This window comes from Hominenteromicrobium mulieris (assembly GCF_046197855.1).
In the GTDB taxonomy this organism is placed as follows: Bacteria; Bacillota; Clostridia; order Oscillospirales; family Acutalibacteraceae; genus Hominenteromicrobium; species Hominenteromicrobium mulieris.
Genome location: NZ_CP173188.1, coordinates 737,175 through 762,976 on the forward strand (window position 1 = coordinate 737,175; position 25,802 = coordinate 762,976).

The window sequence follows — 25,802 nt, forward strand, 5'->3', positions numbered from 1 at the left end:
TGCGGGCCGTTTCTTTTTCTCAGCTTCTGTGCTATAATGACGGAAACGAGAAACATGAGGGAAAGGGTGTTCATTTATGGATCTGGAACGAATCGAAAAAGCGGTGCGGGAAATTCTGCTGGCTGTTGGAGAAGACCCGGAGCGCGAGGGCCTGCAGGAAACGCCGAACCGTGTGGCACGCATGTATGCGGAGATTTTCTCGGGGTTAAAATCCGACCCGAAGCAGCATCTCAAAATTTTCCACGAAGAGGGCGAGCACGACGAGCTCGTTTTTGTGCGGGACATTCCGCTTTACTCCGTATGTGAGCACCATTTGCTGCCGTTCATCGGCAAGTGCCATATTGCGTATATCCCGCGCGACGGCAAGATCATCGGGCTTTCCAAATTTGCCCGTATTGTCGATTGCTTTGCGCGGCGTCCGCAGGTGCAGGAGCGTCTGACGGCGCAGATTGCGGACTTTATCGAAGAAAACCTGAATCCGCGCGGCGTGGCGGTGTTCATTGAAGCGGAGCACCTGTGCATGACGATGCGCGGCGCGCGTGCGGCGGGCGCTTTGACGCAGACCTCTGCCTTGCGCGGCTGCATGCGTACGGAAGCGAAGACCCGCAACGAGGTCATGCTGCTGCTCGCAAAGTAAGGAGACCGATATGACGGAATTTTACGCGGCGGGAAAACACTTTCCGCTGAACAGAACCTATGTGATGGGCATTTTGAACGTGACGCCGGATTCGTTTTCCGACGGCGGCAAGTATTTTGACCCCGAAAAAGCGGTGCGCCACGCGGTAGAGATGGAAGCGCAGGGCGTGGACATTGTGGACATCGGCGGGCAGTCCACCCGCCCGGGCAGCGTGCGCATCTCACCCGAAGAAGAATGGGCGCGCATTGAAAACGTGGTGAAGGCAGTTGCGGAGAAGACGAATCTTGCTGTTTCCATCGACACGTTTTACCCCGAGGTGGCAGAAAAAGCCCTCAAAGCCGGCGCACATATCATCAACGACGTGACGGGTTTTGCACCGGAAATGTGGCGCGCGGTGGAAAACACCGACTGCGGCTGCATCGTGATGCACCCCGGCGATCCGGATGACCTGAACGGCGCGGGCGGCGACATTTTGGAACGCGTTCGGGCATTTTTCGAGAAGAAAACGACGGAAGCGGAACAGCGTGGCGTCAATAAAAATCGCCTTTGCTTCGACCCGGGCATCGGCTTTGGCAAGACAAATGAGGAAAATTTCGCGCTTATCGCAAACCCGGAGAAAATCCGCGTGCCGGGTACGGCACTTTTGATGGCGGCGTCGAGAAAACGCGCTATCGGTGCTGTTTGCGGCAACCCGCCGTTTGAAGACCGCATGGCGGGCACGGTGGCGGCACATACGGCATCGGTGCTGTTCGGCGCAGACATGGTGCGCGTGCATGATACGTTTGAAGCGGTGCAGGCGGCGCGCGTAGCGGACGCGATAAAGCAATTCAGAAAGGGAGTATAAAATGGAAACAATACGTATTAAGGGCCTTGAGATATTTGCCTACCACGGCGTGAACCCGGAGGAAAAGGAAAACGGCCAGAAGTTTATTTTAGACATTGCAATGCAGGCGGACATTTCCCGCGCGGCGCAGACAGATGACCTCAACGAGACTGTGAACTACGCCGCCGTGCGCAAAACGGTGAACGCGGTGTTCACGGCGCAGAAATATGACCTCATTGAGCGCGCGGCGCAGGTGGTATGCGATGCGATTTTGGAGAACTACCCGAAGGTGCAGAGCGTGACGGTGGAGCTGAAAAAGCCGGAAGCGCCCATCAACGCGGTGTTCGATTACGTCTCGGTCGAAATGACAAGGAGCCGTGCATGAAGCGCGTCGTCTTGGGGCTCGGCACAAATTTAGGCGACCGCCGGGAAAATCTGCGCGCAGCGCTCGCGGCGCTTTCGCATTTGCCGAAAACGGAGGTCGAAAATGTTTCTTCCGTGTGGCAGACCGCGCCGTTTGACGTGCCGGACGAGCAACAGGACTATTGGAATATCTGCGTTTTGCTGAAAACGGAGCTTTCGCCAAGCGCGGTGCTCGGCGCGTGCCTCGGCATAGAGGCAGCGATGGGGCGCGTGCGGGAAATTTACCACGGTGCACGGTGCATGGACTTAGATGTTTTGCTGTACGAGGGCTTCACACAGCGCGAAAAGGAGCTCAATGTGCCGCACCCCGGCATTTTGGAGCGCGCGTTCGTGCTGTTCCCGCTTTTGGAACTGTTTCCGGAAAAGAATGCGTTCGGCTTCGATTTTGCGGACGCACCGGGCTTTAAAGACGGGGACGACGTGCAGCGCGTCGGCGCGGCGAAAGAAATCTTGGATTGATATTTCTAATGCAGAAAATTGAGGAAGCTAAGTGCTTCCCTTTTTTCTTTTGAAATGTAAACTTTCCGTGTCTGATTACAGAAAGATTTCAAAAAGCCTTGAAAAAGTTACCGAATTGTAATATATTATAAGGGTAGAGTTTTTTTAGGACTCTTGATTTTTGTGAAAACACGGAGTTAATCGATATGAAGATGAAGAAAAAAAGCTTGCGTTTTGTGGCCGGTGTGCTGGCGGTGACGATGCTCATTTCCTCCAACTCGGTCTTTGCGACCACGACGGCAGAATACGATGAGCAGATTGAATCCATTAAATCACAGCAGGCGGAAAATGAAGCCGAGGCCGAGCGCCTTAACGAAAAACTTGATTCGCTGCGCGACCAGACGAGTGAAGCCGAAGCATATCAGGCAACGCTCGAAGAGCAGATCACGACGTACCAGACGAGCATCGACCTTGCGGTGCAGAACATTACGCAGCTCAATACGAACATCACGAACCTCGAAGCCGAGATTAAAAAGGCGGACGAGGAATATGCCGATACATTTGCGGAATTGAAAGTCCGTTTGCGCTCGCTGTATGCTTCCGGCGGCAACCTGACGACGCTGCAGATCTTATTTGATTCCACGAGCCTTTACGATTTTTCCATGCGCTCCGAGGCAATGAAGACCATCACGAAGCACGACCGCGAGCTGATGGAGAAAATCCGCCTTTACCGCATTCAGACGCAGGATCAGCGCGATGAGCTCAACAAAGAAAAAGAAGAGCTTGCCGACCAGAAGAAAGACCTTGAAAAGAAGCAGGAAGAATTGCAGGCGCTCGAGGAAGAAAACCAGAAGCTCATCGACGAGCTGAATGTCCAGAGCAGCGAGACGGAAAGCGATTTGGCGGCGGCCGAGGCGGCGAAGGAAGATTACGTTTCGCAGCTTGACCAGCTTATTGCAGACCGAAACGCGCAGGCCGAAAAGGAAGAGGAAGCACGCCGTCAGGCAGAAGCGAACCAGAATGCCGCGAACAACAACTCCGGCAGCGGCAACACGTCTTCCGGCTCGGGTAACACGAGCGATGTTTTGAACACCGGCGACCTTTCATTCAGTTGGCCGCTTGCGGGCTACGGCTACGGCAGCATCACACAGTATTTCGGCGGCATGTTCAGTGGCTCGCCGCACGGCGGTGTGGACATCGGCGTTCCGTACGGTACCCCCATTTACGCGGCGGAATCCGGCCAGGTCATCTCTGCGGAGTACCACTGGTCCTGGGGCAATAACGTGCTCATCTGGCACAACGGTACATATTCCACGCGCTACGCGCATTGCAGCTCGCTTGCGGTTTCCGCAGGCGAATATGTGGAAAAGGGCCAGATCGTCGGCTATGTCGGCTCCACAGGTCAGTCCACGGGCAACCACCTCCACTTTGAGGTCTACCAGAACGGCACGCGCGTTGACCCGCTGAATTTCGTGTAAGATAGCTTATAAAATGATAAACACTCCAAAAAGTTGGTTTTAACCGCTTTTTGGAGTGTTTTTTTATGTGGCGCAGGGTTTTAGAGAGTTACAAAGAAGTGCCTGTTTGTGCGGGTAAAAACGGTCGGTTATAATAAATCCGAAGAAAGGCGGAAAGCCGAAACGGAAGGGGATTTTCCACATGAACGAAGTCATAGGCTCACAATTTTACCGCTCAAGTTTTTATAGAAGAGGAAATGTCTCGGGTGCAAACGGCGTTTCATGGAAGACGATGCGCCACGTGATCTTCTTCGGAGGCGCAAAATGCAGCGCCGAGCAGGCGGTCAGCACGGTTTTGTCTTCGCTTTTTGCCGTGACAAACAGCGCCGTGGGTCCGTCTGCGCCACCGATGATGCCGATAACGGCAGCGTTTTGCGCTTCGGGCATGAACGGGTAGTCCTTGGGCGCTTCGCGCTCAACAGGCGGATCGTTCTGCGCGCAGTCCTCAACGGAGATGAGGTTTTTCGGCGGGGCAGGCGAGACCGTATAGGTCATTGCGGTAAATCGATTTGGAAAATCGAAACGCGCGTCGGAAAAAGCGTTTTTCGGCAGCGTCTGCGGCTCCAAATTCTGAGCCGTCAGCGTGTACGGTATGCCGTTATGGGAAAACGTAAATATGTCGCCGGGCTTTTGAACTTCAAACTCCGCGCCGGGCACGCGCACGGGCTGCGGGGTCAGCGTCAACGCGAGCGACGAAATGCTTTTCGGGCGGCGCTTCGTCTTCCACGGGAACGAATAGCGGTGAATCGCCCAGCCGTCTTCGGGGTTTAGCCCGTAGTGGTCGATGATCGCGCGCTCGGTGGGCGTGTCAAAATCGATTTCGTCTTCGTCGAGTGCAGGCTCACAAGCCGCAGCGTTTTGAAACAGCGGGTGGTACGAAAGCCCGTGACCCTGCGAAAACGGGAGCGCCTGTCCGTTCAGCTCAATTTGCGGCGAAAACTCAAAAGCCAGCGGATTTTCGCGTTCCGCCTGTTCGAATACATCGTTCGGCATGTCTTCATCTTCAAGGTGCGCCCATTTTTGATAGAAGTCTTTCAGTGCTTCTTTATCGGCGCGCATGAGAATGTCGAGCACAAGTCCTTTTGCGGTAAGGTACGCCGCGGGCACGTACCAATCGCGTCCCGCAAAGCGGAACTTTTGATTTAGCTCGAGCGCCTGCCCGGGGTGGCTGCCGTCCGGGCTTTTGCCGCCGAAGCTGCCGTTAAAGTAGACTTTCCACATGTCTTTCATGGTTATTCCTCCATTTCCTTTTTCGCCCAGTCGGCGTCCTTGAAAATCGCACGGCCTACGCCGATGAGGTCGGCGGCGCCTTCCTCAAGCAGTGCTTCGGCTTCGTTCGCCTTTGTCACGCCGCCCGTCAGAATGACCGGCACATGCACGGCTTCGCGAATCGCGGAGGAGGCGTCCGAAAAGAAACCGGGGCCCTTTCTGTTTTTCACCGTAAAGCCGTTGAAGCCGCCGGAAATATCGAGCAGGTCAACACCGGCTTTCTCAAACTTTTTGCAGGCATACACCGCGTCGTCAATGGTCGCGCCGCCCTCGGTGTAGTCGCTCGCGCCGAGACGCAGGGCAACGAGGTAATCCGCGCCCACGGCTTCGCGCACCGCGCGGATGACGTCCAAAAGCAGGTGAATGCGCCCGTCGAGGTCGCCGCCGTAAGCATCCGTGCGCTTGTTGCCGAGCGGGGAGTAGAACTGGTCAAGAAGATACCCGTGTGCCGCATGAATTTCTACGCCGTCAAACCCGGCTTCTTTTACGCGCAGCGCGGCTTCGGCAAACTTTTTTGCAACGGCGTGCATGTCGTCCGCGGTCATTTCGCGCACGGGCTTTTCGCTTTTGCGTGCATACTCCGGCTGTGCCGTGACGCTCGCACTGATTGCCGGATAGCCGGTGATTTCCTCCATTGCCGCGCTGCCCGCGTGGTTGATCTGCGCGATGACGCGGGTGTTGTTTTTATGGATGGTCTCCACAAGCTTTGTAAGGCCCGGAATATCGGTGTCGCGTGAAACGGAGAGCTGGCCCTCGTGCGCCTTGCCCTCGGAGCTGACGTAGGCGTGTTCGGTGACGATGAGTCCGATGTAGCCGCCCTTGGAGCGTGCATCGTAGTATGCGAGCAGGTCGTCCTGCACGGTACCGTCCGGTGTTTTTCCGGTCGCCATCGGCGGCATGACAAGGCGGTTTGCAAGTTCCACGTTATGGACGGTGAGCGGGGTGTGCAGCAGTTTGTTCATGGTGAAAATTCCTTTCCGCTTGATTTTTAAAGCGATGCTGTTTTATTTAATATAATGCTATAATGCTGAAATTACTTTTTCGATGCAGTGTACTGAGGATGAACACAGTATATCACAGCGGTTTTCAACTTTCCAGATATAAAGCATGAAAAAACGGCTTTTGGACATACTGAAAGCGTATTGCAAAACAGAAAGGATGAAAACGATGAAAATACAAAAGGTTCTGGCGACGGAAATTCTCGATTCCCGCGGCACGCCGACCGTCGGCGCAACGGTCATCTTGAGCGACGGCTCCGTCGGCACGGCGAACGCGCCCTCCGGCGCTTCAACGGGCAAGTTTGAAGCGCACGAAAAGCGCGATAATGACCGCAAGCGCTATCTCGGGCGCGGCGTGAAAAAAGCCGTGGAGGGCATTGAGGAAACCGTTGCCCCGGTGCTCGAAAATATGCAGCGCGTGACGGTGCAGAACATCGACAGAATGCTCATCGAGCTCGACAACACCAAAAACAAAGAAAAGCTCGGCGCAAACGCCACATTGGCGGTGTCGCTCGCTGCTGCAAAGGCGCTTGCCGCGCACTATAAACAACCGTTTTTCCGCTACCTCGGCGGCACGAACGCACAGAAGCTTCCCGTGCCGATGATGAACATTTTAAACGGCGGCGCGCACGCGGCGAATAACGTGGATATTCAGGAGTTCATGATTGTGCCCGTGGGCGCAAAATCGTTTTCGGAGGCCGTGCGCACGGGCAGCGAGATCTACCACACGCTCGGCGGCATTTTGAAACAGCGCGGTCTTGCGGTCTCCGTGGGCGATGAGGGCGGCTTCGCGCCGAACCTCGCAAGCGACGAAGAAGCGATAGAGGTCATTTTGGAGGCCGTTTCGAGCGCGGGCTACACGACGGACGAGGTGAAGATTACGCTTGACGCGGCTGCGAGCGAATGGACGGCGAACGACGGCTATCTTTTACCGAAGCGCGGCACAAAATACACCTCCGCGCAGCTCATCGCGTATTGGGAAAAGCTGTGCGAAAAGTACCCCATCTGCTCGATTGAAGACCCGCTCGGCGAAGAGGATTGGCCCGCGTGGACAACCGTTACCGAAAAGCTCGGCAAAAAAATCATGCTTGTCGGTGATGACCTGTTCGTTACGAATTCGACACGAATTCGCGAGGGCATCGGGCGCAAGGCCGCAAACGCACTGCTTGTAAAGCCGAACCAGATCGGCACACTGACGGAAACGCTCGCCGCCGTGGAGCTTGCAAAGGAGAACGGCATGAAGATCGTCATGTCGCACCGCTCGGGCGAAACGGAGGACACGAGCATCGCGGATATTGCCGTTGCCGTAAACGCAGGGTTCATCAAATCCGGCGCGCCGTGCCGCAGCGACCGCACCGCAAAATACAACCGCCTGCTGCGCATTGCAAAGGAAAATGAAATGGACGAAATGTACGGCACAGGCAAATAAAAAAGGGTATCTCGGTTTTCGCCGAGATACCCTTTTAAGTTCAGAAAAGGTTTACCAATCCAGACCGGAGAACTTGTGGAAGCTGTCCATGCTGATGCGGACGCTTTCCATCTGGGTCAGCTGGGTGTGATCCTGCTCAAGCACAATGTACTCTGCGCCAAGCTCGTTGCCCTTGTTGATGATGGACTGGATGTCCATGATGCCGGTGCCGATTTCGCAGAAATCCTTGTGGTCGGAACCCTTGCCGAAGCTGTCCCACGTGACGAGCACGTTCGGGTCGTTGACGGTCCACAGGTTGATCGGGGAATCGGAGGTCTTGGAGAAATCCTTCTGGTGAATGAGCTTCAGGCGGTCGCCGAGGCGGTCCATAACAGCGAGCGGATCCATGCCGCCGCGCATTGCCCAGAACGTATCAAGCTCAAAGCTGACGTAGTTCGGGTCGGTATTGTCCATGATGTGGAACAGAATTTCCTTGCCGTTCAGCTTCTGGAACTCGTGGTAGTGGTTGTGGATGAGGAACTTGATGCCGTGCTCGGAGAGCTTTTTGCCCGCCCAGTTGTAATACTCGCAGCGCTCCATCAGCTGGTCGTAGCCGGTGTAGAAGTCTGCGGACTGGCCAAGGTACTTCGTGCCCACCTGCGTGTGGTACGCAATCATCGGGTCGATGGTCTCCTCATTGATGGGGCGGATGTGGCCGCTAATGAGGTTTGCGCCGGTCTCTTTTAAAAGCTTCTGCATGTCCTCAACGCTGACGCCGAAGCCTACGCCCGGGTCTGTATCTGCGTTGGAGCTTGCAAACTCAAGGTTCTTATAACCAATCTCTGCGACCTGGCGGATCGCGTTGATCGGGTCTTTTTTCATTTCGTCGCGCACGGAGTAAAGCTGAATGCCGACTTTAAGTGCCATAATAGGTTCAATCCTTTCTTGTCCGTTTGCCTGCTGTGCAGGTTATTTCACTATAATTGTACTGCGTTTTTACTCTGTCGTCAAGCGTCCGAAACGGGAGATGGCGTGCAAAATGTGAATTAGGAAAGTTACAAGACGGTATCTTGCGTATTTTCGGGTCAGAGGGGGAAGAAGCAAATGTGAATGAAGTTTTTCGCCTTTTTGAAGACAATTTTAAAAAATTACAAAATTGTAATTTGGTACGCCGTTACAGTGTACAACTCGAAAATTATTTGATTAAAAGATAAACATGATTTAACAATAAAAATAAAGGTACGTTTATATTATTTCAACTTGCACAGGAAAATGAAATTGCCCTAAATTGATCGAAATGACTGAACACAAAATATTCCTGCAAAATTTCCGAAATTTTTGAAAAAACCAGTGAAATACAGTTGGATAACTGCAAGAGTTGTGAAAGCGGTTTCATAAATTTTGCGAATTTAGTAATTTGTTGTCTTTTGAAAACGCATGAAGAATATGGAACCGCTTACACAAACTTGTATGGAGTGGAAATCGAGATCAAAAAAATTAGGCAAGATGCACAAACCGAAAACCAATGACAAATTTGGGTAAAAAACCGAGTACAGGCTATTTTTGTTGTTGACATTCACAAAAGAGGGTGATAAAATCACAAATGCAAACAAAATGATATACCGCGTTTTTGTAAGATGCACCAAATACAAAGCAAATCGTTTAACTTGTTTTGTTCGTGTCTCTTTTTCTATGGCAGCGGTTCCACAGAAAAGGGGACAAGTTTCGGTATGTTTCAGCGTCACGGGGGAAACCTGTTATTCGGATGTTGCCTCGGGCAAAAACAGCCTTGTGTTTTCTTATTGAAAGCGCGGTCATCACAATATTTTTAGGAGGTTATACCGTATGGCAGCAGCAGCTAAACCGGCAAAGCCGGCGTATGAGCTGAGCGGCTGGGAGCGCTTTAAAAAAGATGTTGTCCGCGACAAGTGGCTGTATCTTCTGATTCTTCCCGGCATGCTTTTCATGCTCATCTTCCGCTATATCCCGATCTTCGGCAATGTGATTGCTTTTATGGACTTCAACCCCTACAACATGTGGAACAGCACATGGGTAGGCTTTGACCAGTTCATCAAGCTTTTCAATAAGCCGGCGTTCATGCAGACTTTCTACAACACCCTCTACATCTCCATTTTGAAGATGGTATGTGGCTTCCCGATTCCGATCATCCTCGCTTTGATGATGAACGAGATGCGCAACATGAAGTTCAAGAAAGTGGCACAGACACTCCTTTATCTGCCACACTTCATTTCTTGGGTTGTTATGGCCGGTCTCATCATGAATTTCCTCGATCCGTCCACGGGCCTCGTCACCGCGCTCCTCAAGAGCATCACGGGCAAGGACCTGCAGGTGCTTACCGACAAGGCGCTCTTCGTCCCAATGCTGATTATCACCGACATCTATAAGACGATGGGCTGGGGCACGATTATTTACTTCGCGGCGCTGTCCGGTGTTGACCCGCAGCTTTACGAAGCAGCCGAGATTGACGGTGCACGCAAGTGGAAGCAGATGATCAACATTACGCTGCCGGCGATTACCCCGACGATTGTTATCATGCTGATCCTCAACTGCAACAACATCGTAAACGCAGGCTTCGACCAGATCTTCATGCTGTATTCCGCACTGGTTTATGACGTAGCCGATATCATCGATACGTATGTGTACCGTATCGGTATCCAGAAGGCAGACTACTCCTTCTCTACCGCAGCGGGCATGTTCAAATCCATCATCGCTCTCGTCATGATTCTCATCGTCAACTTTGTTGCCAAGAAGACCGGCAACGAGGGTATTTGGTAAGGAGGTTATGAACATGGAAAAGAACAAAATCAAAACCTCTACAGGCGAAAAGATCTTTACCGTATTCAACTACGCGTTCTTTACGCTGCTCTGCCTCGTCATGCTGTATCCGTTCTGGCATGAGATCATGCTTTCCTTCAGCTCCCTTGAAGCATCCATGAAGGGCGGCATCTTCCTCTGGCCGAAGGGCTTTAACCTGGATACTTATAAATCCGTATTTAAAAACCCGAACATCTACACGGGCTTCCGCACCACGATCATCGTCACGATTGCCGGTACGGCACTGGGCACGCTGCTCACCGCTATGACCGCTTATCCGCTTTCTAAGTCCAGACTGCGCGGCGGCAAAGTGTTGATGACGCTTGTCCTCTTCACCATGATTTTCTCCGCCGGTATGATTCCGAGCTTCCTGCTCATTCAGACAATCGGCTTTATGGATAACATCCTCGCGCTGATCCTGCCGGGTCTCGTAAGCGCATACAACTGCATCATCATGAAGAGCTTCTTCCTTTCCATTCCGGAAAGCCTTGAAGAATCCGCCCGCATCGACGGTGCAACCGACCTGCGCATCTTCTTCTCCATCATCCTGCCGCTTTCCAAGGCGACCATCGCCACCATCGCGCTGTTCACAGCGGTTGGCTACTGGAACGACTACTTCTCCACGGTCCTTTATATCCGCTCCGTTGATAAGTGGGCTCTGCAGGCGGTTCTGCGCAACATGCTGACGAATACACAGCAGGCAATGCAGCAGGCAGGCGTCAACGTCATGGCGCAGACGAATACCAACGCACAGACGATCAAGGCCGGTACCATCGTGGTTTCTACGGTGCCGATCCTCATCGTGTACCCGTTTGTGCAGAAGTACTTCGTTAAGGGCGTTATGATCGGCGGCGTTAAGGGCTAAGCCCGCACTCTTTTGGGTTGTCCCGAAGCATGGCTTCGGAAAACTATATTATCATTATTTCCAAAGAAAGGATTTTAGTCATGAACATGAAGAAAATCGCATCCGTTGTTCTGGCACTTGCACTGAGCGTAAGCGTATTTGCAGCGTGCGGCAGCAACGGCAATTCTTCCGCAAGCTCTACGGCTTCCACCGAGAGCAGCACTGCTTCTACCGACAGCAGCACTGCTTCTACCGACAGCAGCGCAGCTGCGACCGGCGACAAGATCGACGTTCTGAACCAGAGCGAAACGATGGACGTTTCCGTTGCAGTTATGACCGGCTTCACCGCAGCTGACAGCCGCGTTCAGAAGGAGCTTGAGGAAAAGTACAACGTTAAGTTCAATCTCGTTGTTCTCCCGGGTTGGGCTGACGGCCAGTCCCAGATCTCCCTGCTGATGGCATCCAACGACATGCCGAACATCATGTGGTGGTGGACCATGGATACCGAGTACAACAAGTGGGTGAAGGCAGGTCTGTTGGACGATGTCTCCGCTTACATGGATAAGTACACCGTTATCCGCGACTACTACAACAAGATGGACCCGAAGACCCTCTTCTATGCATCTGAGGCCGACGGCTCCATTTACAGAATCCCGGGCGACGTTGCTGAACCGTCCTGCGAGAACCTCTGGATCCGCCAGGATTGGCTCGATAACCTGAATCTTAAGGCTCCGACCACGATCGAAGAGCTCAACGAAGTGCTCCGCGCTTTCACGGAGGACGATCCGGATGGCAACGGTCAGAACGACACCTACGGCCTCGGCGGCGACGGTTACGACTTCCGTTCCTTCTGGCCGTGGATTCAGTCCTATGACCAGACCCATTACAGCCGTTTCTGCGTAGATGACGACGGCGTTGTCACCTACGGCCCGGCTAACGAGGGCACAAAGAACTGGGTTAGCGACGTTGCTGATCTGTATGCAAAGGGCTACATCACCCCGAACATCACGCAGGATACCGACCGTGACGAGCAGATGGCAAACGGCGGCTTCGGCGTAACGTACAGCTGGTGCGCATGGAACAACCCGGACTCTGCTCCGATGATGTCCTTCTATGCTTCCAACCCGGATGCTAAGTGGGTACCGATCGACATGGTCAAGGGCTCCAACGGCAACCCGCAGGAAGACCCGGCTACAAGCGCTGCTTGGGCATATTTCGCAATCACCAACACAGCTTCCGATCCGGAAAGACTGTATGCAACTTGGGACGACATGTGCGATTCCGATAACTACATCGCACGCCGCTTCGGTATCGAAGGCACCGATTACAAGTACGACGAGAACGGCCAGTATGTCGCTATCGTTGGCCCGGACTCCGAGGAGAACACCTCTAAGAATATCGGCCTCAAGCTGTTCGATAACCTCATGAACCGTAAGGACGAGTGCAACATCTCCAATACTCCGGAGACGACCGCTCTGTTCAAAAAGTCCGGCGAAAACAGCCGCTATGCTGCTGCTCACCTCGTTGAGTGGAAGGATCCGGCTTCCTTCGAGTCCTGGACCGAGTGCAGCGCTGACATCGAGGCTGAGAAGGATCAGTACCTCTGGGGTGTCATTGCCGGTCAGGAATCCATCGACGATTGGGACAACTATGTTGCAACGCTGAACAGCCTCGGCCTCGAGGACGTTCTTGCTGAAGCAAACGAGGACTATGCAGAGCTCAGCGCTCAGATGGAAGAGTACCTCGCTGCTCACGGCGAAGCGTAATCGACTGATCGGATCTCGATTAAAATGTATACAGATGGGGGAAGCTCTCGGGCTTCTCCCATTTTGTTTCTTATGCAAAAATAAGACGCGAAAAAACTGTGCATGTTTGCAAGAAAATGTGCGTTTTTTTCTCTATATGAAATTTGCAAAAAGCTATTGCATTCTCGCTTTGCATCGGCTACAATGCAAGAGAAGGCTACATACATAGCCTGTAATAGCATACCCCGAAGGAGTTGTAAAACATGAGCAAACTGTCTCTTGCCGGCGCGTGGAAGCTGCGCGGCGAATTTATGGACGTTACGGCAGAGCGCTACAACGAAGTGCTGCGTAAAATGGACGCAGCCCCCGTGCGCGCAACGCTGCCGGCGTTCTTAAAGCTTGAAGACCTTTCCGAAGAAGAACAGGCAGAGTTCTTAAAAGACCCGAACCCGCATTTTCACGTGATGACGGATAAAGCGAATCATGCGTTCCCTTCTAAATACGGCTTTATCCCCATGACCGTGCCGGGCGACGTCACCACCGCCCTCATCGAAAACGGCATCGTAGAAGAACCTTTTTTGAAGGAAAACACAAAGAAAAACCAGTGGATCAAGGATCTTTCCTGGTGGCTTGTCCGCGATTTTGACGTCACAGAGGAGATGCTGAACGAAGACATCGTGCGCCTCAACATTGAAATGCTCGACTTCAACGCGGATATCATCGTAAACGGCATGCCCGCCGCGCACCACGAAAACGCGTTCTGCGCGTTCAGCGAAGACATCAAGCGCTTTTTGCACGTCGGCAAAAACCAGCTCGTTATTCGCCTCACCTCCGGCATGGAGCTGCACTACCCGCGCGACGCCGTTTCGTTCTACTGCGCAAGTGAAAACGCCATCTGTGACCAGCGTGTCTACACCCGCAAGCCGCAGTTTACCTACGGCTGGGACTGGTGCCAGCCCGTGCCCACCTGCGGCATCGGCCGCTCCATCGAGATTGAAGCGTTCAGCGGTGCGCAGGTCATCGCGTCCCGCGTCGATACGTTAAAACTCGACGGCGATGACGCCGAAGTGGAGTTCCACTTCGAAATCGAAAAATCCGACATGGTCTCAAGCGCCGAGTGCGAGCTCACCTATACGCTCGAATTTGAGGGTAAAACCGTTTATACCGGCAAAAAAACGCTCATGCTCGTCGGCGGCGTGAACTTCGCCGAGGAACGCGTCACAATCAAAAACGCGAAACTCTGGTGGCCGAACGGCTACGGTGCGCAGAACCTCTATACCTTTAAAGCCTGCTGCGTCACAAAAGGCATCCTGCACGAGATGCAGCCGAAGAAGATCGGCATCCGTACCTTGGAGCTCGATACCTCTAAGCTTGAAGACGGCAGCCGCAACTTCTTCTTTAAGGTGAACGGCGTGCGCATCTTCTGCAAGGGCGGCAACTGGGTGCCGACGGATTCCCTTTATCTGCGCACCCCGAAGGAAAGCTACGAGACCCTCGTGCGCGAGGGCGCGGCGGCGCACTTCACCATGTTCCGCATGTGGGGCGGCGGCACGTATGAGCCGGACTGCTTCTATGAATATTGCTCGGAGTACGGCATTTTGCTGATGCATGACTTTATGTACGCCTGCGCGTTCTACCCCGACCACAAAAACGATTTCCTCTTTGAGGCGGAGCGCGAAGCCGAGTACCAGACAAAGCGCCTTGCACATTATCCCTGCATGGCCATCTGGACAGGCAACAACGAGATTGCGGAATCCTACACCGATTGGTTCCCGGCGCCCATCAAGCCGGAGCGCTTCTATGGCGAGAAGATATTCAACTATATTCAGCCGCGTGCCGTGCACCGCAACAGCCCGCTCGTTCCGTATATGCCGTCCTCGCCGTACTTCGGCGACCGCGCCAACGAGAGCGAACAGGGCGACGTACATGCATGGTCGTTCTTCGGCCGTCACCCGAAAACGAAGTTCAAGTTTGTCTATGAGCTTGAGGCGTTCGACCGCATCCCGGCGCGCTTCTCCAGTGAATACGGCTTCTTCGGCGCACAGATGGAAAGCACCGTTCGCCGTTACCTCGACGGCACCGAAATGCGCTTCGATAACCCCATCTGGAAGCACCACGGCGAGTTTGACCGCAAGCGCAGCAACATCGACGGCGCGATTGACCGCCATTTGACGGAGTTCAAAGCCCTCGATGAACACGGCTATCTGCTGTACAGCGGCATCATGCAGGGCCTTCTGTACGCCGAGCTTGCCGAAGCTATGCGCCGCAAGCCGTACGGCGCAGGCGATCTCATCTGGATGTACAACGATTGCTGGCCGGAGACAGGCTGGACGATCATCGATTATTACCTGACGAGAAAGATCTCGTTCTATTTCTTAAAGCGCGCGTTTGCAACGAAAAAGCTCATCATCCGCGCGTGTGAGGGCGGCGCAGAAGTGACTGTCATCAACGAAACGCCCGAAGCGTTCACGGCGGATATTCACTGCGGCTACATGACCTTTACCGGCGAGACCGACAGTCTCTGCACAAAGACGCTCAAGGTTGCTCCGCACTCCATGCAGCAGTTCCACATTTCCGTCTGCAATGATTTGAAGCGCGGCTTCTTCTTTGCAAGCGCCGAGGGCTTCGACACCGCCGACAGCCTGCGTGCGTATTATCGCGATTACGTCTTCCCGGAAAGCGACGCAAAGATTGAAAAGGTGGAGCAGGACGGCAACGATCTGCTCGTGACGATCCGCGCGAGCGTGTACACGCCGTTTGCGTACCTCATGACGAGCGACGACCGCGTGCATTATGATGATAACTACGTTACGCTCTACCCGAACGAGCCGAAGACGCTCCGTGTGGAAAACTGCACGGAAACGCCTGTGCTGCACGTTGCCGCACCCGCCCCGAGCGAAGAAACGAAAAAAGCCAGCTATACGGATTCCTGGTTCTGATACGTACTGAAATGCTGCCGCATAGAGCCCCGCTTTGTGCGGCATGCTTTCTATAAAATAACGAGTTTTGAAAGGAGTTTCGCATGAAATACCGTTTTCAAGATAACACCCTGCCGTTTGAAGAGCGCGCAAAAGACCTGCTCTCCCGCTTAACGCGCGAAGAAAAGGTCGGCATGATCACGTCGCAGCTCGATGCTATTCCGCGCCTCGGCATTCAAAAGACGCATATCGGCACCGAGATCGCGCGCGGCGTTGTAAACCGCGACCAAAAGCGCGAGACCACCATTCTGCCGCAGCCGTGGGGCATGGCGGCCATGTTCGACGATGCCCTCATGGAGCAGCTTGGCGACATGGCAGGCGACGAAACGCGCATCACGCACGATATGGAAGAAAGGCCGTCCTCTCTGGAGCTTTTCGGACCCACCATCGATATGGAGCGCGACCCGCGCTGGGGCAGAAACGAAGAAGCCTATGGCGAAGACCCGTGCCTTACGGGTAAAATGAGCGCCGCCTACTGCCGCGGCCTTACGGGCAAGGACGAGAAATATTTGAAGACCGCGCCTTTGCTCAAGCATTTCTACGCCAACAACTACGAAAACGAGCGCCAGACGACGAACGCGAACATCACCCCGCGCTTAAAGCACGAGTATTACTTAAAAGCGTTTGAGCCCGCCGTGCGCGAAGGCCGCGCGCCGGGCCTTATGACGGCGTACAACTGCATCAACGGCGTAGAGGGCGTCAACAACCCGGACGTTTCGGAAATCTGTAAAAAAGAGTGGGGCATGACGTTCGCTGTCAGTGACGGCGGCGATTTCGGCCAGAACGTCGCCGCGCACCGTACGTATGAAAACCACGCGCAGTCTATGGGCGACATCCTCGGTGTCGGCGCGGATATGATGCTCGACAGCCGCTCCATGGTTGACCCTGCCGTGCGCGAAGCGCTCGAAAAAGGCTACCTCACCGAGGAAAACCTCGATAAAGCCGTGTATTCCACGTTATTGATGCGCTTTAAGCTCGGCGATTTCGATGAAGACCACCCCTATGCGCACATTGACCCCGCAAAGCTCGCAAGCCCCGCGCACAAGGCGCTCGCCGTAAAAGCGGCAAAGGAGTCCGTCATCCTGCTTGAAAGTCGCGGCATGCTGCCGTTAAAGGATGACGGCAAGTGCACCGTCGCGGTCGTGGGCCCGCTCGCAAATGAAAACTACACCTGCTGGTACTGCGGCTATGCACCGAACCAAACGCCGGTCGTCAAGGGCTTCAGAGAAAAGCTCGGCGAAGACCGCGTACTGTTCGATGAAGGCTTTGACCGCGTGCGTATCCGCTCCGAAAAAACCGGCAAGTACCTGCGCATCGCCGAAAACGGCGCGGTATATGCCGATGCCGACGAGAACACCGCCGACCTCTTTGAGCGCGCGGATTGGGACTTCGGCGCATGGACGCTGCGCAGCGTGCGCACCGGCAAGTACCTCACCGAGGACAAAAATTTCTTCGACGAGACCCCGCAGGACAAAAACGCCGTCACCATCGACCCCGGCATGAACTGTACGGCAGACGTGGTATTCGGCTGGTTCGTGAAAGAACTGCTGTATGCCAAGGAAGAAGACGGCGTTTTGTACCTCGATACCTGGCAGCACCGCGCTGTGGCCGTAAACGACGAAAATAAGCTCCTTGCAAAGGTCGTCTCCGGCGATTGCCCCTGCAAGCAGTTTACACTGGAAGTCGTCTCCTCCGGCGTAGAGCGTGTGGCAGAGCTCGCGCAACGCGCCGACCACGTCATCGTCTGCGCAGGTAACCAGCCGCTCATCAACGCGCGTGAGGAGTATGACCGTCCGGATATCCGCCTGCCGAAAGCCCAGACCGCGCTCCTGAACGCCGCAGCAGCCGCAAACGAGAGTACCTTACTGTACCTCGTCACGGGCTATCCGTTCGCCATCAACAAGGAGAAGGACACCGCCAAAGCCGTGCTGTGCTCCACGCACCTCGGCCCGTGCCTCGGCCATGTTGCTGCCGCGACCGTCTTCGGCGAAAACAATCCCGCCGGCCGCACCCCGACCACGTGGTATCGTTCTGTTCGTGATCTCCCCGCGCTTGACGATTACGACATCGCGAAAAACCATGTGACGTACCTCTATTTTAGGGGCAAGCCGCTCTACGCGTTCGGCTACGGCCTCAGCTATACGACTTTTGCATACAGCAATCTGACCGTTAAGCAGGAAAACGGCGAAGTCATCGCGACTGTAAACGTGCAGAACACCGGCGCTCTTGACGGCGACGAAGTGGTGCAGCTTTACATGAGCCTGCCGGGCTCCCTGCGTGTGCGTCCCATCCATGCACTCAAAGCCTTCAAGCGCGTGCACATCAAGGCGGGCGAGACCGTCACCGTTACGCTGAATTTCAAGATCGACGACCTTGCCATTTGGTGCAACGGCAGAAAGATCTACACGGTCGAAAGCGGCGTGTACAAAATGGAAGTCGGCGCGGCGAGCGACGATATTCGCCTTACCGCCGACGTGGAGATTGCAGGCGAAGCGTTCCCGGGTCGACCGGGCTTCTTCAAGCAGGAAGCCATCGATGCCGATGATTACAGCGGCGTCACGTTCCTCACGGATAAGCGCGACGGCGAAACGTATGTGGAAGCGAAGGATTTCCGCAGCTTCCTCGTGTATAAGAACATGGATCTCACCGGCTGCAATGCGTTCGAGTGCGCCATGAGCGCGCCCTCCGGCGACGTGGAGATCCTCCTTGCGGATAACAAGACCGGAAAAGTTCTCGGCAAAGCGGGCGGCACAGGTACCGGAAGCCTCACAAAGTTCACATCGTTTACGTGCGATGTCACCGCCGAAGCCGGCCTCACCGAGCTGCGCATTGTCTTCACGAAACAGACGTCCTTAAAATGGTTCCGCTTTTACACGGTGTGAGTTTTGAACCGATTTAAATTCAAAAGTTGAATACTCGAAAAGGGATAGCGCTGTGCTGTCCCTTTTTGCATGTGTGTCTTTCTAACGGTCGCTTTGCTTGCCGTTTGGGAGACCCGGTTTTTTCAGTTGCATTTGAAACCATACGAAAAAGGTATACTATGCCCGAAAAGCATGTGGTTCAATCCATTATAGGTATTTGACATTTTACCCCATCACGGGTATACTAAACTTCAAGTAAAGTACAGGGCGTATATTTATATTGAAATTCGTTTTCAGAAAGAGGGAAGAACAAAAGCTATGTTCAGCGGACGTTTATGGGAGCTTTTTATAGACTCCTTTCCGAAAATTCTCATCCCCGGCCTGACGGTCACCATTCCGCTCACTGTCATTTCGTTCACCTTTGCACTCATTATCGCGGTCATTATGGCGCTGGTGCAGTTCGCAAATGTGAAGGTCTTAAAGCAGATCGCGCGTTTTTACATTTGGATCTTCCGCGGTACGCCGCTGCTCGTGCAGCTGTTCGTTGTGTTCTTCGGCCTTTCCCGCGTCGGCATTTTGCTTGATCCGTTTCCGGCGGCAGTTATCGTGTTTTCCCTGAATGAGGGCGCGTATTGTGCCGAGACCATCCGCGCTGCGCTTGAATCCGTGCCGAAGGGTCAGCTTGAAGCCGGTCAGTGCGTGGGGCTTACCTATCTCCAGACCATTTTCCGCATTGTGCTGCCGCAGGCCATGCGCACGGCGTTCCCGCCGCTTTCCAACTCGCTCATCTCCATGGTCAAGGACACCTCCCTTGCGGCGAACATCACCGTAACGGAAATGTTCATGGTCACACAGCGTATCGTGGCGCGCACGTATGAGCCGCTACTTTTATACCTTGAGGTCGGCCTTATATACCTCATTTTCTCTACGGTGCTCACTTGGGTGCAGCGCTTTGGCGAAAAGAAGCTCGCGTCTTACGGACACAAGGAGGGCTGAGTTATGCTGCAAATTCTGGACATTAAAAAATCCTTCGGCGATCTGCATGTGCTGCGCGGCGTCGATCTCGACGTGGAGCAGGGCGATGTGGTTGCCATCATCGGCCCGTCCGGCTCCGGTAAAACAACCCTCCTGCGCTGCATAAACTTCCTCGAAAAAGCCGACAGCGGCACGCTGATCTTCGACAACGAAAAATTCGAATTCGATAAGATCACCAAAAAAGAGATTGCGCGCCTGCGCCGCAAAACGGCGTTCGTGTTCCAAAACTACAATCTGTTTTTAAATAAAACAGCGCTGCAGAACGTCACAGAGGGTCTCATCGTCGCCCGCAAAATGCACAAGGCGGAAGCCATTGAGATCGGCAAAAAAGCGCTCGACAAGGTCGGTCTTTCCGACCGTTACGATTATTACCCCTCGCAGCTTTCCGGCGGCCAGCAGCAGCGCGTTGCCATTGCCCGCGCCATTGCGACAAACCCGGAGATTATCTTCTTCGATGAGCCGACGAGTGCGCTTGACCCGGAGCTCACCGGCGAAGTGCTTTCCGTCATGCGCGACCTCGCAAATGAGGGCATGACGATGCTCGTCGTCACACATGAAATGGGCTTTGCCCGCACGGTCTCAAACAAGGTCATCTTCATGGAAGACGGCGTTATCGTCGAGCAAGGCTCCTCGAAAGAATTTTTCGAGAACCCGAAGGAGGAACGCACAAAAGCGTTCCTGCGCACCATTCAGGGAGACATGGATTGATTTTTGTCAGTCCGTTATCCATATTTATCCTACTTAAGCAAAGGAGTAAGAGAACATGAAAAGAACACTTTCTTTACTTATGGCTGTGCTGATGCTCACGGCAGTCGTGCTTACGGGTTGCTCCTCGGGCGGCACAACGTCCGGTGCGGCAAGCAGCAGCGATGCTTCCTCTGCATCGAGCGAAGCAGAAAGCGAGTCTTCCGCAGCGGAAGAAAACGACCTGCTCGCGCAGATCAAGGAAAAGGGCACCATCACGGTCGCGATGGAAGGCACTTGGGCGCCGTGGACATACCACGATGCCGATGATAACCTTGTCGGCTATGACGTAGAAGTTGCGCAGAACATCGCAAAAAAGCTCGGCGTAGAGGTCAACTTTGTCGAGGGCGAGTGGGACGGCCTGCTTGCCGGTCTTGATGACGGCCGTTATGACATCATGGTCAACGGCGTAGGCGTCACCGAAGAGCGCGCGGAAAAGTACAACTTCTCTACCCCGTATGCATATAACCGCACCGCTGTTATCGTGCGCGGCGATTACGATGAGATCAACTCCATGGAAGATCTCGAGGGCAAAACGACCGCCAATACCATTTCCAGCACCTACGCAACGCAGGCAGAAGCCCACGGCGCAACGGTCACGGGCGTGGACGACCTCAACCAGACCATCGAGCTCCTGCTCTCCGGCCGTATCGATGCGACCCTGAACGCAGAAGTCGTATTCGCAGACTACGTAAAGGAGCACCCGGAAGCGAACATCAAGATTGCTACGTTCTCCGATGAAGTCGAAAAGGTCGCCATTCCGATCCGCAAGGGCGACGACACCGCAACGCTGCTCGCAGCCGTTAACGACGCGCTGAAGGAAATGAGTGAGGACGGCACCCTTACCGCTCTCTCCGAAAAATACTTCGGCACCGACATCTCCAAAGAGTAATTTAAAGTAAATTCAGCAAAACAAAGCTCCTACCCGCGTTTCACTGCGGGCAGGGGCTTTTTGCATATAGAAACCGTCCCGCTTCTGTGATAACCCACAAAAGTGTATATTTTCGTTGTAATCCCTCGTGGTGTGGTATAAATGAAGCAAGCCGCGGCGTAAAAGAGGGGGCGAGCATAAAACACACAGCAAATCCGAGAGTCCCGCTTTGAAAGCGTCACATGGTAAGCGGCTTCCTGTTCACGATTACGGCGGTCAACTTCGTTTATGTAATCAACAATGTCCATGAAAACCGTCTGTCCATGCTCAAAAACGAACAAATTTCGATTACAAATCCGTCATTTTTCAATAATCGGTAGAATATCCCCGAAACGCTTGACTTTTCGTCCTAAATTGCTTATGCTATATCCTGTTGCTGTACGCCCATTTGTGCAGCACGGTCAGTCGTGACATCCTGACCTTAAACAAAACTAGCGCGGCCGGGGCGGCTCCCGGACCGCGGAAAGGAATGCTGAAATGAATAAGAAAACCTCAAAAGTCCGCTTTCTGGCGCTCAGCGCCGTGATTGCGGCGCTGTATGCTGTCCTCACTTACGCCGCTGCCGCCATGAATCTGGCGTTTGGCGCGGTGCAGTTCCGCTTTTCGGAAGCCTTAACGGTGCTCCCGGCCTTTACGCCGGCCGCCATCCCCGGGCTTGCCGTCGGCTGCTTCATCTCGAACCTTGCAAGTCCGCTCGGCGTCGTAGACTGGGTGTTCGGCACGCTTGCAACGCTGCTCGCGGGCATTTTTTCTTACCTTGTACGCAACATTCGCTGGAAAGAGATCCCGGTTTTGGCGCCGCTGCCGCCGGTCATTTTCAACGCCCTCATTGTTGGCTTTGAAGTGGCTTGCCTTGCGGATAACGGCACGTTTGCTTTCGGCAATCTCTCCCTTGCAGGCTTCATCGCGGGTGCCGTTTCGGTCGGCATCGGCGAGCTCATCGTCTGCTATGTGCTCGGCGTGCCGCTGATGATGGCGCTGCGCCGCACAAAGATCAGCGAACTCATGTTGGCATAAATCTGTTCCGGGCGCGCCCGGAGAAAGTCGGTCGGAGTTTATGAAAACGAGCAGATTACAAAAAATAGTAAAGCGTACGTCACCCACGCGCATGTTCGTCGTCAGCTTTGTGATCCTTATTTTTATCGGCACCGTGTTGCTCACGCTGCCGATCTCGGCGAAAAGCGGGCGGTTCACAAACCCTGTGGACGCGCTTTTCACGGCGACCTCCGCCACGTGTGTCACGGGCCTTTCCGTGTATGACACGTTTATACACTGGTCGTATTTCGGGCAGGGCGTTCTGCTTGTGCTCATTCAGTGCGGCGGTCTCGGCCTTGCCGCGTTTGCAACGGGTCTCACGCTGCTCGTCCGCCGCCGCATCGGCATTCGCCACCTTGTACTCGCCCGCGAAAGCGCCGGCGGCAGCAATTTGGATGTCATCTCGCTGCTGCGCATCGTGGTTGCGTTTACGTTTGCGGTGGAAGCTCTCGGCGCGCTTCTGCTCATGGCTCGCTTCGTGCCGCTCTATGGCGGGCTCGGCGTATGGGCCTCGGTGTTCGTCTCCGTCTCGGCGTTCTGCAACGCCGGCTTCGATATTTTAAGCTTCATTCCCGGCAATTCGAGTTTATCGGCCTTTAACGGCGACCCGCTCGTCACGCTGACGATTTCCACGCTTATCATCATCGGCTCCACGGGCTTTGTGGTGTTTCAGGATATTTACCGCAAGAAAATCTCGACGCGCCTGCACCGGCAGCACGTGGAAAAGTTGAGCTTTCACGCGCAGGTTTGCCTGCGTGCATCTTTGACGCTTCTGGTTTTCGGTACGGTGATGCTGTTTATCCTTGAGTACAACAATACATACCGTGATTTGAACTTCTTTGAAAAGCTGAACGCGGCGTTTTTTCAGTCGGTCAACACGCGCACGGCGGGCTTTGCTTCCGTCAGCATTAAGCAGGAAACGGATGGTGCAAAGCTTCTCACGTCGTTCTTGATGTTCATCGGCGGCTGCCCGGGCTCCACGGCGGGCGGCATTAAGGTGACGACGCTTGTGGTGCTGTTTGCGGCGGTGAAATCCACTCTTTGCGGCGAAGACACCACTACGTTCCTGCGCCACCGTTTTGACCCCGGTATGGTGTACAAGTCCCTTACGGTCGTGGCGTTCGCCCTTGTGGTCTCCGTTTTGAACGTGAGTCTCATTTTAGCGCTGCACCACGGTGTTTCCATATTGGATGCGATGATCGAAGCCGTTTCCGCCTTTGCGACGGTCGGCCTCAGCGCAAGCCTGACCCCGACGCTGCATCCGCTTGCAAAGCTTGCCCTGACGCTGACGATGTTCATCGGTCGCGTAGGCCCTGTCTCATTCGGCGTGGCGATTTTAATGCGCAAAAAGAAAAGCGGTTCCGTTCTGCCGGAGGGCAGAATGCTGATCGGGTGATTTTGGATCCTCTGTGCGTTTTGCACAGGGGATCTTTGCTTTTATCGCGCACATTTTAAGCCCGTTTCCTTGCGAAACAGGGGGAAAGTATGGTATACTATTTTGTACGTATTTTGTGTGCTGTTCAGGCTTCCTAAATGCGTTTCAATGCGGCAATTTACGATTTTGATATAGGAGTGATTTCAATTTGTCTCAGAAGACGGAACAGAAAGGCCAGAGCTTTTTAAAGGGTACCGCAATTTTGACGGCAGCGACGTTTATCGTCAAATTCATCAACATATTTTTCTCTATTCCGCTTGCGAATTTCCTCGATGATGAGGGCATGGGGCATTTCAACACGGCGTATGACATTTTCGTGTTTTTCAGTGTTTTGGCATCTTCCGGCACACCGGTCGCCATTTCGCGCCTTGTCAGCGTGGCGTATGCACAGAACCGCAAGCGCGAAGCGGATAGAATTTTCCGCGTGGCATTCACACTGTTCTCCGGCATCGGTCTTGTCGGCTGCATCGTCATGGCGGTGTTTTCCCGTCAGTTCGCGATGCTCATGAATCAAAATGACCGCTCCATGTACGCCATTGCAGCCTTGGCACCGATGTGCTTTTTCATGTCCGTTTCGTCGTGTTTGCGCGGCTATTTCCAAGGGCGTTCCAACATGACGCCGACGGCGGTCTCGCAGGTTTTGGAGTCGCTCATTAAACTGTTCGTCGGTATTGCGCTGGCACTGTATTTCCTGAAGACCACCGGCTTGCCGGAGCTTGGCGCGGCAGGCGCGATCCTCGGTGTTTCCATCGGCTCGTTCTTCGCGGTTTTGTACATTCTTCTGTACTACTTCCGCAAATCGCGCGATACGCGCTATTCACCTTTTGAGCCGAAGGTTTCGAGTGTTGGTGAAATTTTGAAATCTATCCTGACCTTTGCGGTGCCGGTCATCATCGGCTCTGCGTTTTTGAGCGCGCTCGACATTGTGGATTCCTCCGTGATGATGTATCGTTTGCAGGGCGCTGCCGGTGTGGACGCGAACTCCGCCATCGCTATGAAGGGCTGGCTCGGCACGGCGCGCAAGTATTTCGACCTGCCGAACGCCGTCATCGTGCCCATCTCTACCATCGTGCTGCCGATGCTTTCCGGTGCGATCGCAAAAAAAGAAAAGCGCGAAATCAACCGTATTTCCATGCTCTCCCTGCGCATGACGCTTATGGTAGCCATCCCGTCTGCCGCGGGCTTGTGCATTTTTGCAAAACCCATTTGCTCCCTGTTGCTTTACAGCCGCCCGGAGTTTGCGGCAAATACCGCGCCGCTGCTCGCCGTTATGGCGCCGGCGGTCATCACGGCGAGCTTACTTTACACTACGAACTCGATGATTCAGGCGGTCGGCAAGGTATACGTGCCGGTCATCAACATGATTGTCGGTACGGTGGTACGCATCGGCGTTGTGTATGTGCTGTGCGGTATCCCGGAGATCAACGCCATGGGCTCTGCTGTCGGTACGTTCGTTTCGTATCTTGTTATGATTATTCTGAACCTTATCGCGCTGCACCGTATGCTGCCGGAAATTCCGAGCGTGGTGCGCATGGGCATTCGTCCGCTCCTTGCTTCTGTCATTATGGGTGCGGTCTCGTACCCCGTATATCTGCTGCTCACGCGCTTTATGAGTGAGAAGTTCGCGGTCATTCCGGTTATTCTGCTTGCAATCCTCGTTTACCTCGTGGCGGCAGTGTTTACCAAAGCCATCACGCGCGAGGAGATCGTGCAGCTGCCGAAGGGTGAAAAACTGGCGGATAAACTGCATTTGAAGTAACTTCCTGTCTTGTAAAGGCCATGTGCCTGTGATAAAATAAAATTATAAGTTTTTGGGGAATTTCGCGGTGCGGAAAACGATTCTGCG

21 protein-coding genes are annotated in these 25,802 nt (G+C 54.0%); 18 read left to right on the forward strand and 3 right to left on the reverse strand.

Annotated features, from left to right (window positions below; genetic code table 11):
- Window positions 1-76: 76 nt before the first annotated feature.
- The 5 genes from folE (at window position 77) to ACI0CA_RS03535 (ending at window position 3,799) form a co-directional block, all read left to right on the forward strand.
- Window positions 77-637: a GTP cyclohydrolase I FolE gene (gene folE, locus ACI0CA_RS03515; protein WP_176819551.1), complete on the forward strand. Its 561-nt coding sequence runs from the start codon at window positions 77-79 to the stop codon at window positions 635-637.
- A gap of 10 nt (window positions 638-647) precedes the next feature.
- Window positions 648-1,481: a dihydropteroate synthase gene (gene folP / locus ACI0CA_RS03520; protein ID WP_412263247.1), complete on the forward strand. Its 834-nt coding sequence runs from the start codon at window positions 648-650 to the stop codon at window positions 1,479-1,481.
- Between the two features lies 1 nt (window position 1,482).
- A complete protein-coding gene (folB, locus tag ACI0CA_RS03525) occupies window positions 1,483-1,845 on the forward strand; it encodes a dihydroneopterin aldolase (RefSeq protein ID WP_308449808.1) in 363 nt (120 codons plus the stop codon).
- On the forward strand, window positions 1,842-2,342 hold the full coding sequence (folK, locus tag ACI0CA_RS03530; RefSeq protein ID WP_395506677.1) for a 2-amino-4-hydroxy-6-hydroxymethyldihydropteridine diphosphokinase: 501 nt from the start codon (window positions 1,842-1,844) through the stop codon (window positions 2,340-2,342). Before folB ends, folK begins: the two co-directional genes overlap by 4 nt.
- Window positions 2,343-2,527: 185 nt before the next feature.
- A complete protein-coding gene (locus ACI0CA_RS03535) occupies window positions 2,528-3,799 on the forward strand; it encodes a murein hydrolase activator EnvC family protein (protein WP_316688264.1) in 1,272 nt (423 codons plus the stop codon).
- Between the two features lie 222 nt (window positions 3,800-4,021).
- Here ACI0CA_RS03535 and ACI0CA_RS03540 read toward each other — a convergent pair whose 3' ends face one another.
- Both ACI0CA_RS03540 and ACI0CA_RS03545 read right to left on the reverse strand, forming a co-directional pair.
- A complete protein-coding gene (locus ACI0CA_RS03540; RefSeq protein WP_446806551.1) occupies window positions 4,022-5,068 on the reverse strand; it encodes a hypothetical protein in 1,047 nt (348 codons plus the stop codon).
- 2 nt (window positions 5,069-5,070) lie between these two features.
- Entirely contained in the window at window positions 5,071-6,069 is a 999-nt protein-coding gene (locus ACI0CA_RS03545; RefSeq protein WP_446806550.1) for an NADH:flavin oxidoreductase, read from the reverse strand.
- A 196-nt stretch (window positions 6,070-6,265) separates the two neighbouring features.
- On the opposite strand from ACI0CA_RS03545, the gene eno reads away from it, so the two are divergent.
- Window positions 6,266-7,534, forward strand: a complete 1,269-nt coding sequence (gene eno / locus ACI0CA_RS03550) for a phosphopyruvate hydratase (protein WP_308449813.1) — start codon at window positions 6,266-6,268, stop codon at window positions 7,532-7,534.
- Window positions 7,535-7,585: 51 nt separating this feature from the next.
- Here the strand turns inward: eno and ACI0CA_RS03555 are convergent, their stop codons facing one another.
- Window positions 7,586-8,440, reverse strand: coding sequence for a sugar phosphate isomerase/epimerase family protein (locus ACI0CA_RS03555; protein ID WP_176821101.1), 855 nt, complete (start codon window positions 8,438-8,440; stop codon window positions 7,586-7,588).
- Window positions 8,441-9,358: 918 nt separating this feature from the next.
- Here ACI0CA_RS03555 and ACI0CA_RS03560 point away from each other — a divergent pair.
- From ACI0CA_RS03560 to ACI0CA_RS03615, 12 genes are all read left to right on the forward strand, one after another.
- The gene (locus ACI0CA_RS03560; RefSeq protein ID WP_412605388.1) at window positions 9,359-10,309 is read left to right on the forward strand and encodes an ABC transporter permease; all 951 of its coding nucleotides are present in this window, start codon (window positions 9,359-9,361) and stop codon (window positions 10,307-10,309) included.
- Window positions 10,310-10,322: 13 nt separating this feature from the next.
- Window positions 10,323-11,213, forward strand: coding sequence for a carbohydrate ABC transporter permease (locus tag ACI0CA_RS03565; protein ID WP_395506671.1), 891 nt, complete (start codon window positions 10,323-10,325; stop codon window positions 11,211-11,213).
- Between the two features lie 80 nt (window positions 11,214-11,293).
- Window positions 11,294-12,958, forward strand: coding sequence for a hypothetical protein (locus ACI0CA_RS03570; protein ID WP_412571195.1), 1,665 nt, complete (start codon window positions 11,294-11,296; stop codon window positions 12,956-12,958).
- Window positions 12,959-13,200: 242 nt separating this feature from the next.
- Complete coding sequence (locus ACI0CA_RS03575) at window positions 13,201-15,876, forward strand: glycoside hydrolase family 2 protein (protein ID WP_412571192.1); 2,676 nt, start codon at window positions 13,201-13,203, stop codon at window positions 15,874-15,876.
- An 83-nt stretch (window positions 15,877-15,959) separates the two neighbouring features.
- Complete coding sequence (locus ACI0CA_RS03580; protein ID WP_412385524.1) at window positions 15,960-18,797, forward strand: glycoside hydrolase family 3 C-terminal domain-containing protein; 2,838 nt, start codon at window positions 15,960-15,962, stop codon at window positions 18,795-18,797.
- 297 nt (window positions 18,798-19,094) lie between these two features.
- Complete coding sequence (locus tag ACI0CA_RS03585; protein ID WP_343284755.1) at window positions 19,095-19,772, forward strand: amino acid ABC transporter permease; 678 nt, start codon at window positions 19,095-19,097, stop codon at window positions 19,770-19,772.
- Between the two features lie 3 nt (window positions 19,773-19,775).
- Window positions 19,776-20,519, forward strand: a complete 744-nt coding sequence (locus ACI0CA_RS03590; RefSeq protein WP_343284756.1) for an amino acid ABC transporter ATP-binding protein — start codon at window positions 19,776-19,778, stop codon at window positions 20,517-20,519.
- 55 nt (window positions 20,520-20,574) lie between these two features.
- Window positions 20,575-21,447 carry a transporter substrate-binding domain-containing protein gene (locus tag ACI0CA_RS03595; RefSeq protein ID WP_308449820.1) on the forward strand — a complete coding sequence of 291 codons (873 nt, stop codon included), beginning with the start codon at window positions 20,575-20,577 and terminating at the stop codon, window positions 21,445-21,447.
- A gap of 221 nt (window positions 21,448-21,668) precedes the next feature.
- A complete protein-coding gene (locus ACI0CA_RS03600; protein WP_446807053.1) occupies window positions 21,669-21,806 on the forward strand; it encodes a hypothetical protein in 138 nt (45 codons plus the stop codon).
- Between the two features lie 157 nt (window positions 21,807-21,963).
- Window positions 21,964-22,503 carry a QueT transporter family protein gene (locus tag ACI0CA_RS03605; protein WP_446806549.1) on the forward strand — a complete coding sequence of 180 codons (540 nt, stop codon included), beginning with the start codon at window positions 21,964-21,966 and terminating at the stop codon, window positions 22,501-22,503.
- A gap of 40 nt (window positions 22,504-22,543) precedes the next feature.
- The gene (locus ACI0CA_RS03610; RefSeq protein WP_417107673.1) at window positions 22,544-23,917 is read left to right on the forward strand and encodes a TrkH family potassium uptake protein; all 1,374 of its coding nucleotides are present in this window, start codon (window positions 22,544-22,546) and stop codon (window positions 23,915-23,917) included.
- 187 nt (window positions 23,918-24,104) lie between these two features.
- Complete coding sequence (locus ACI0CA_RS03615) at window positions 24,105-25,715, forward strand: putative polysaccharide biosynthesis protein (protein ID WP_176821112.1); 1,611 nt, start codon at window positions 24,105-24,107, stop codon at window positions 25,713-25,715.
- Window positions 25,716-25,802 lie beyond the last annotated feature (87 nt).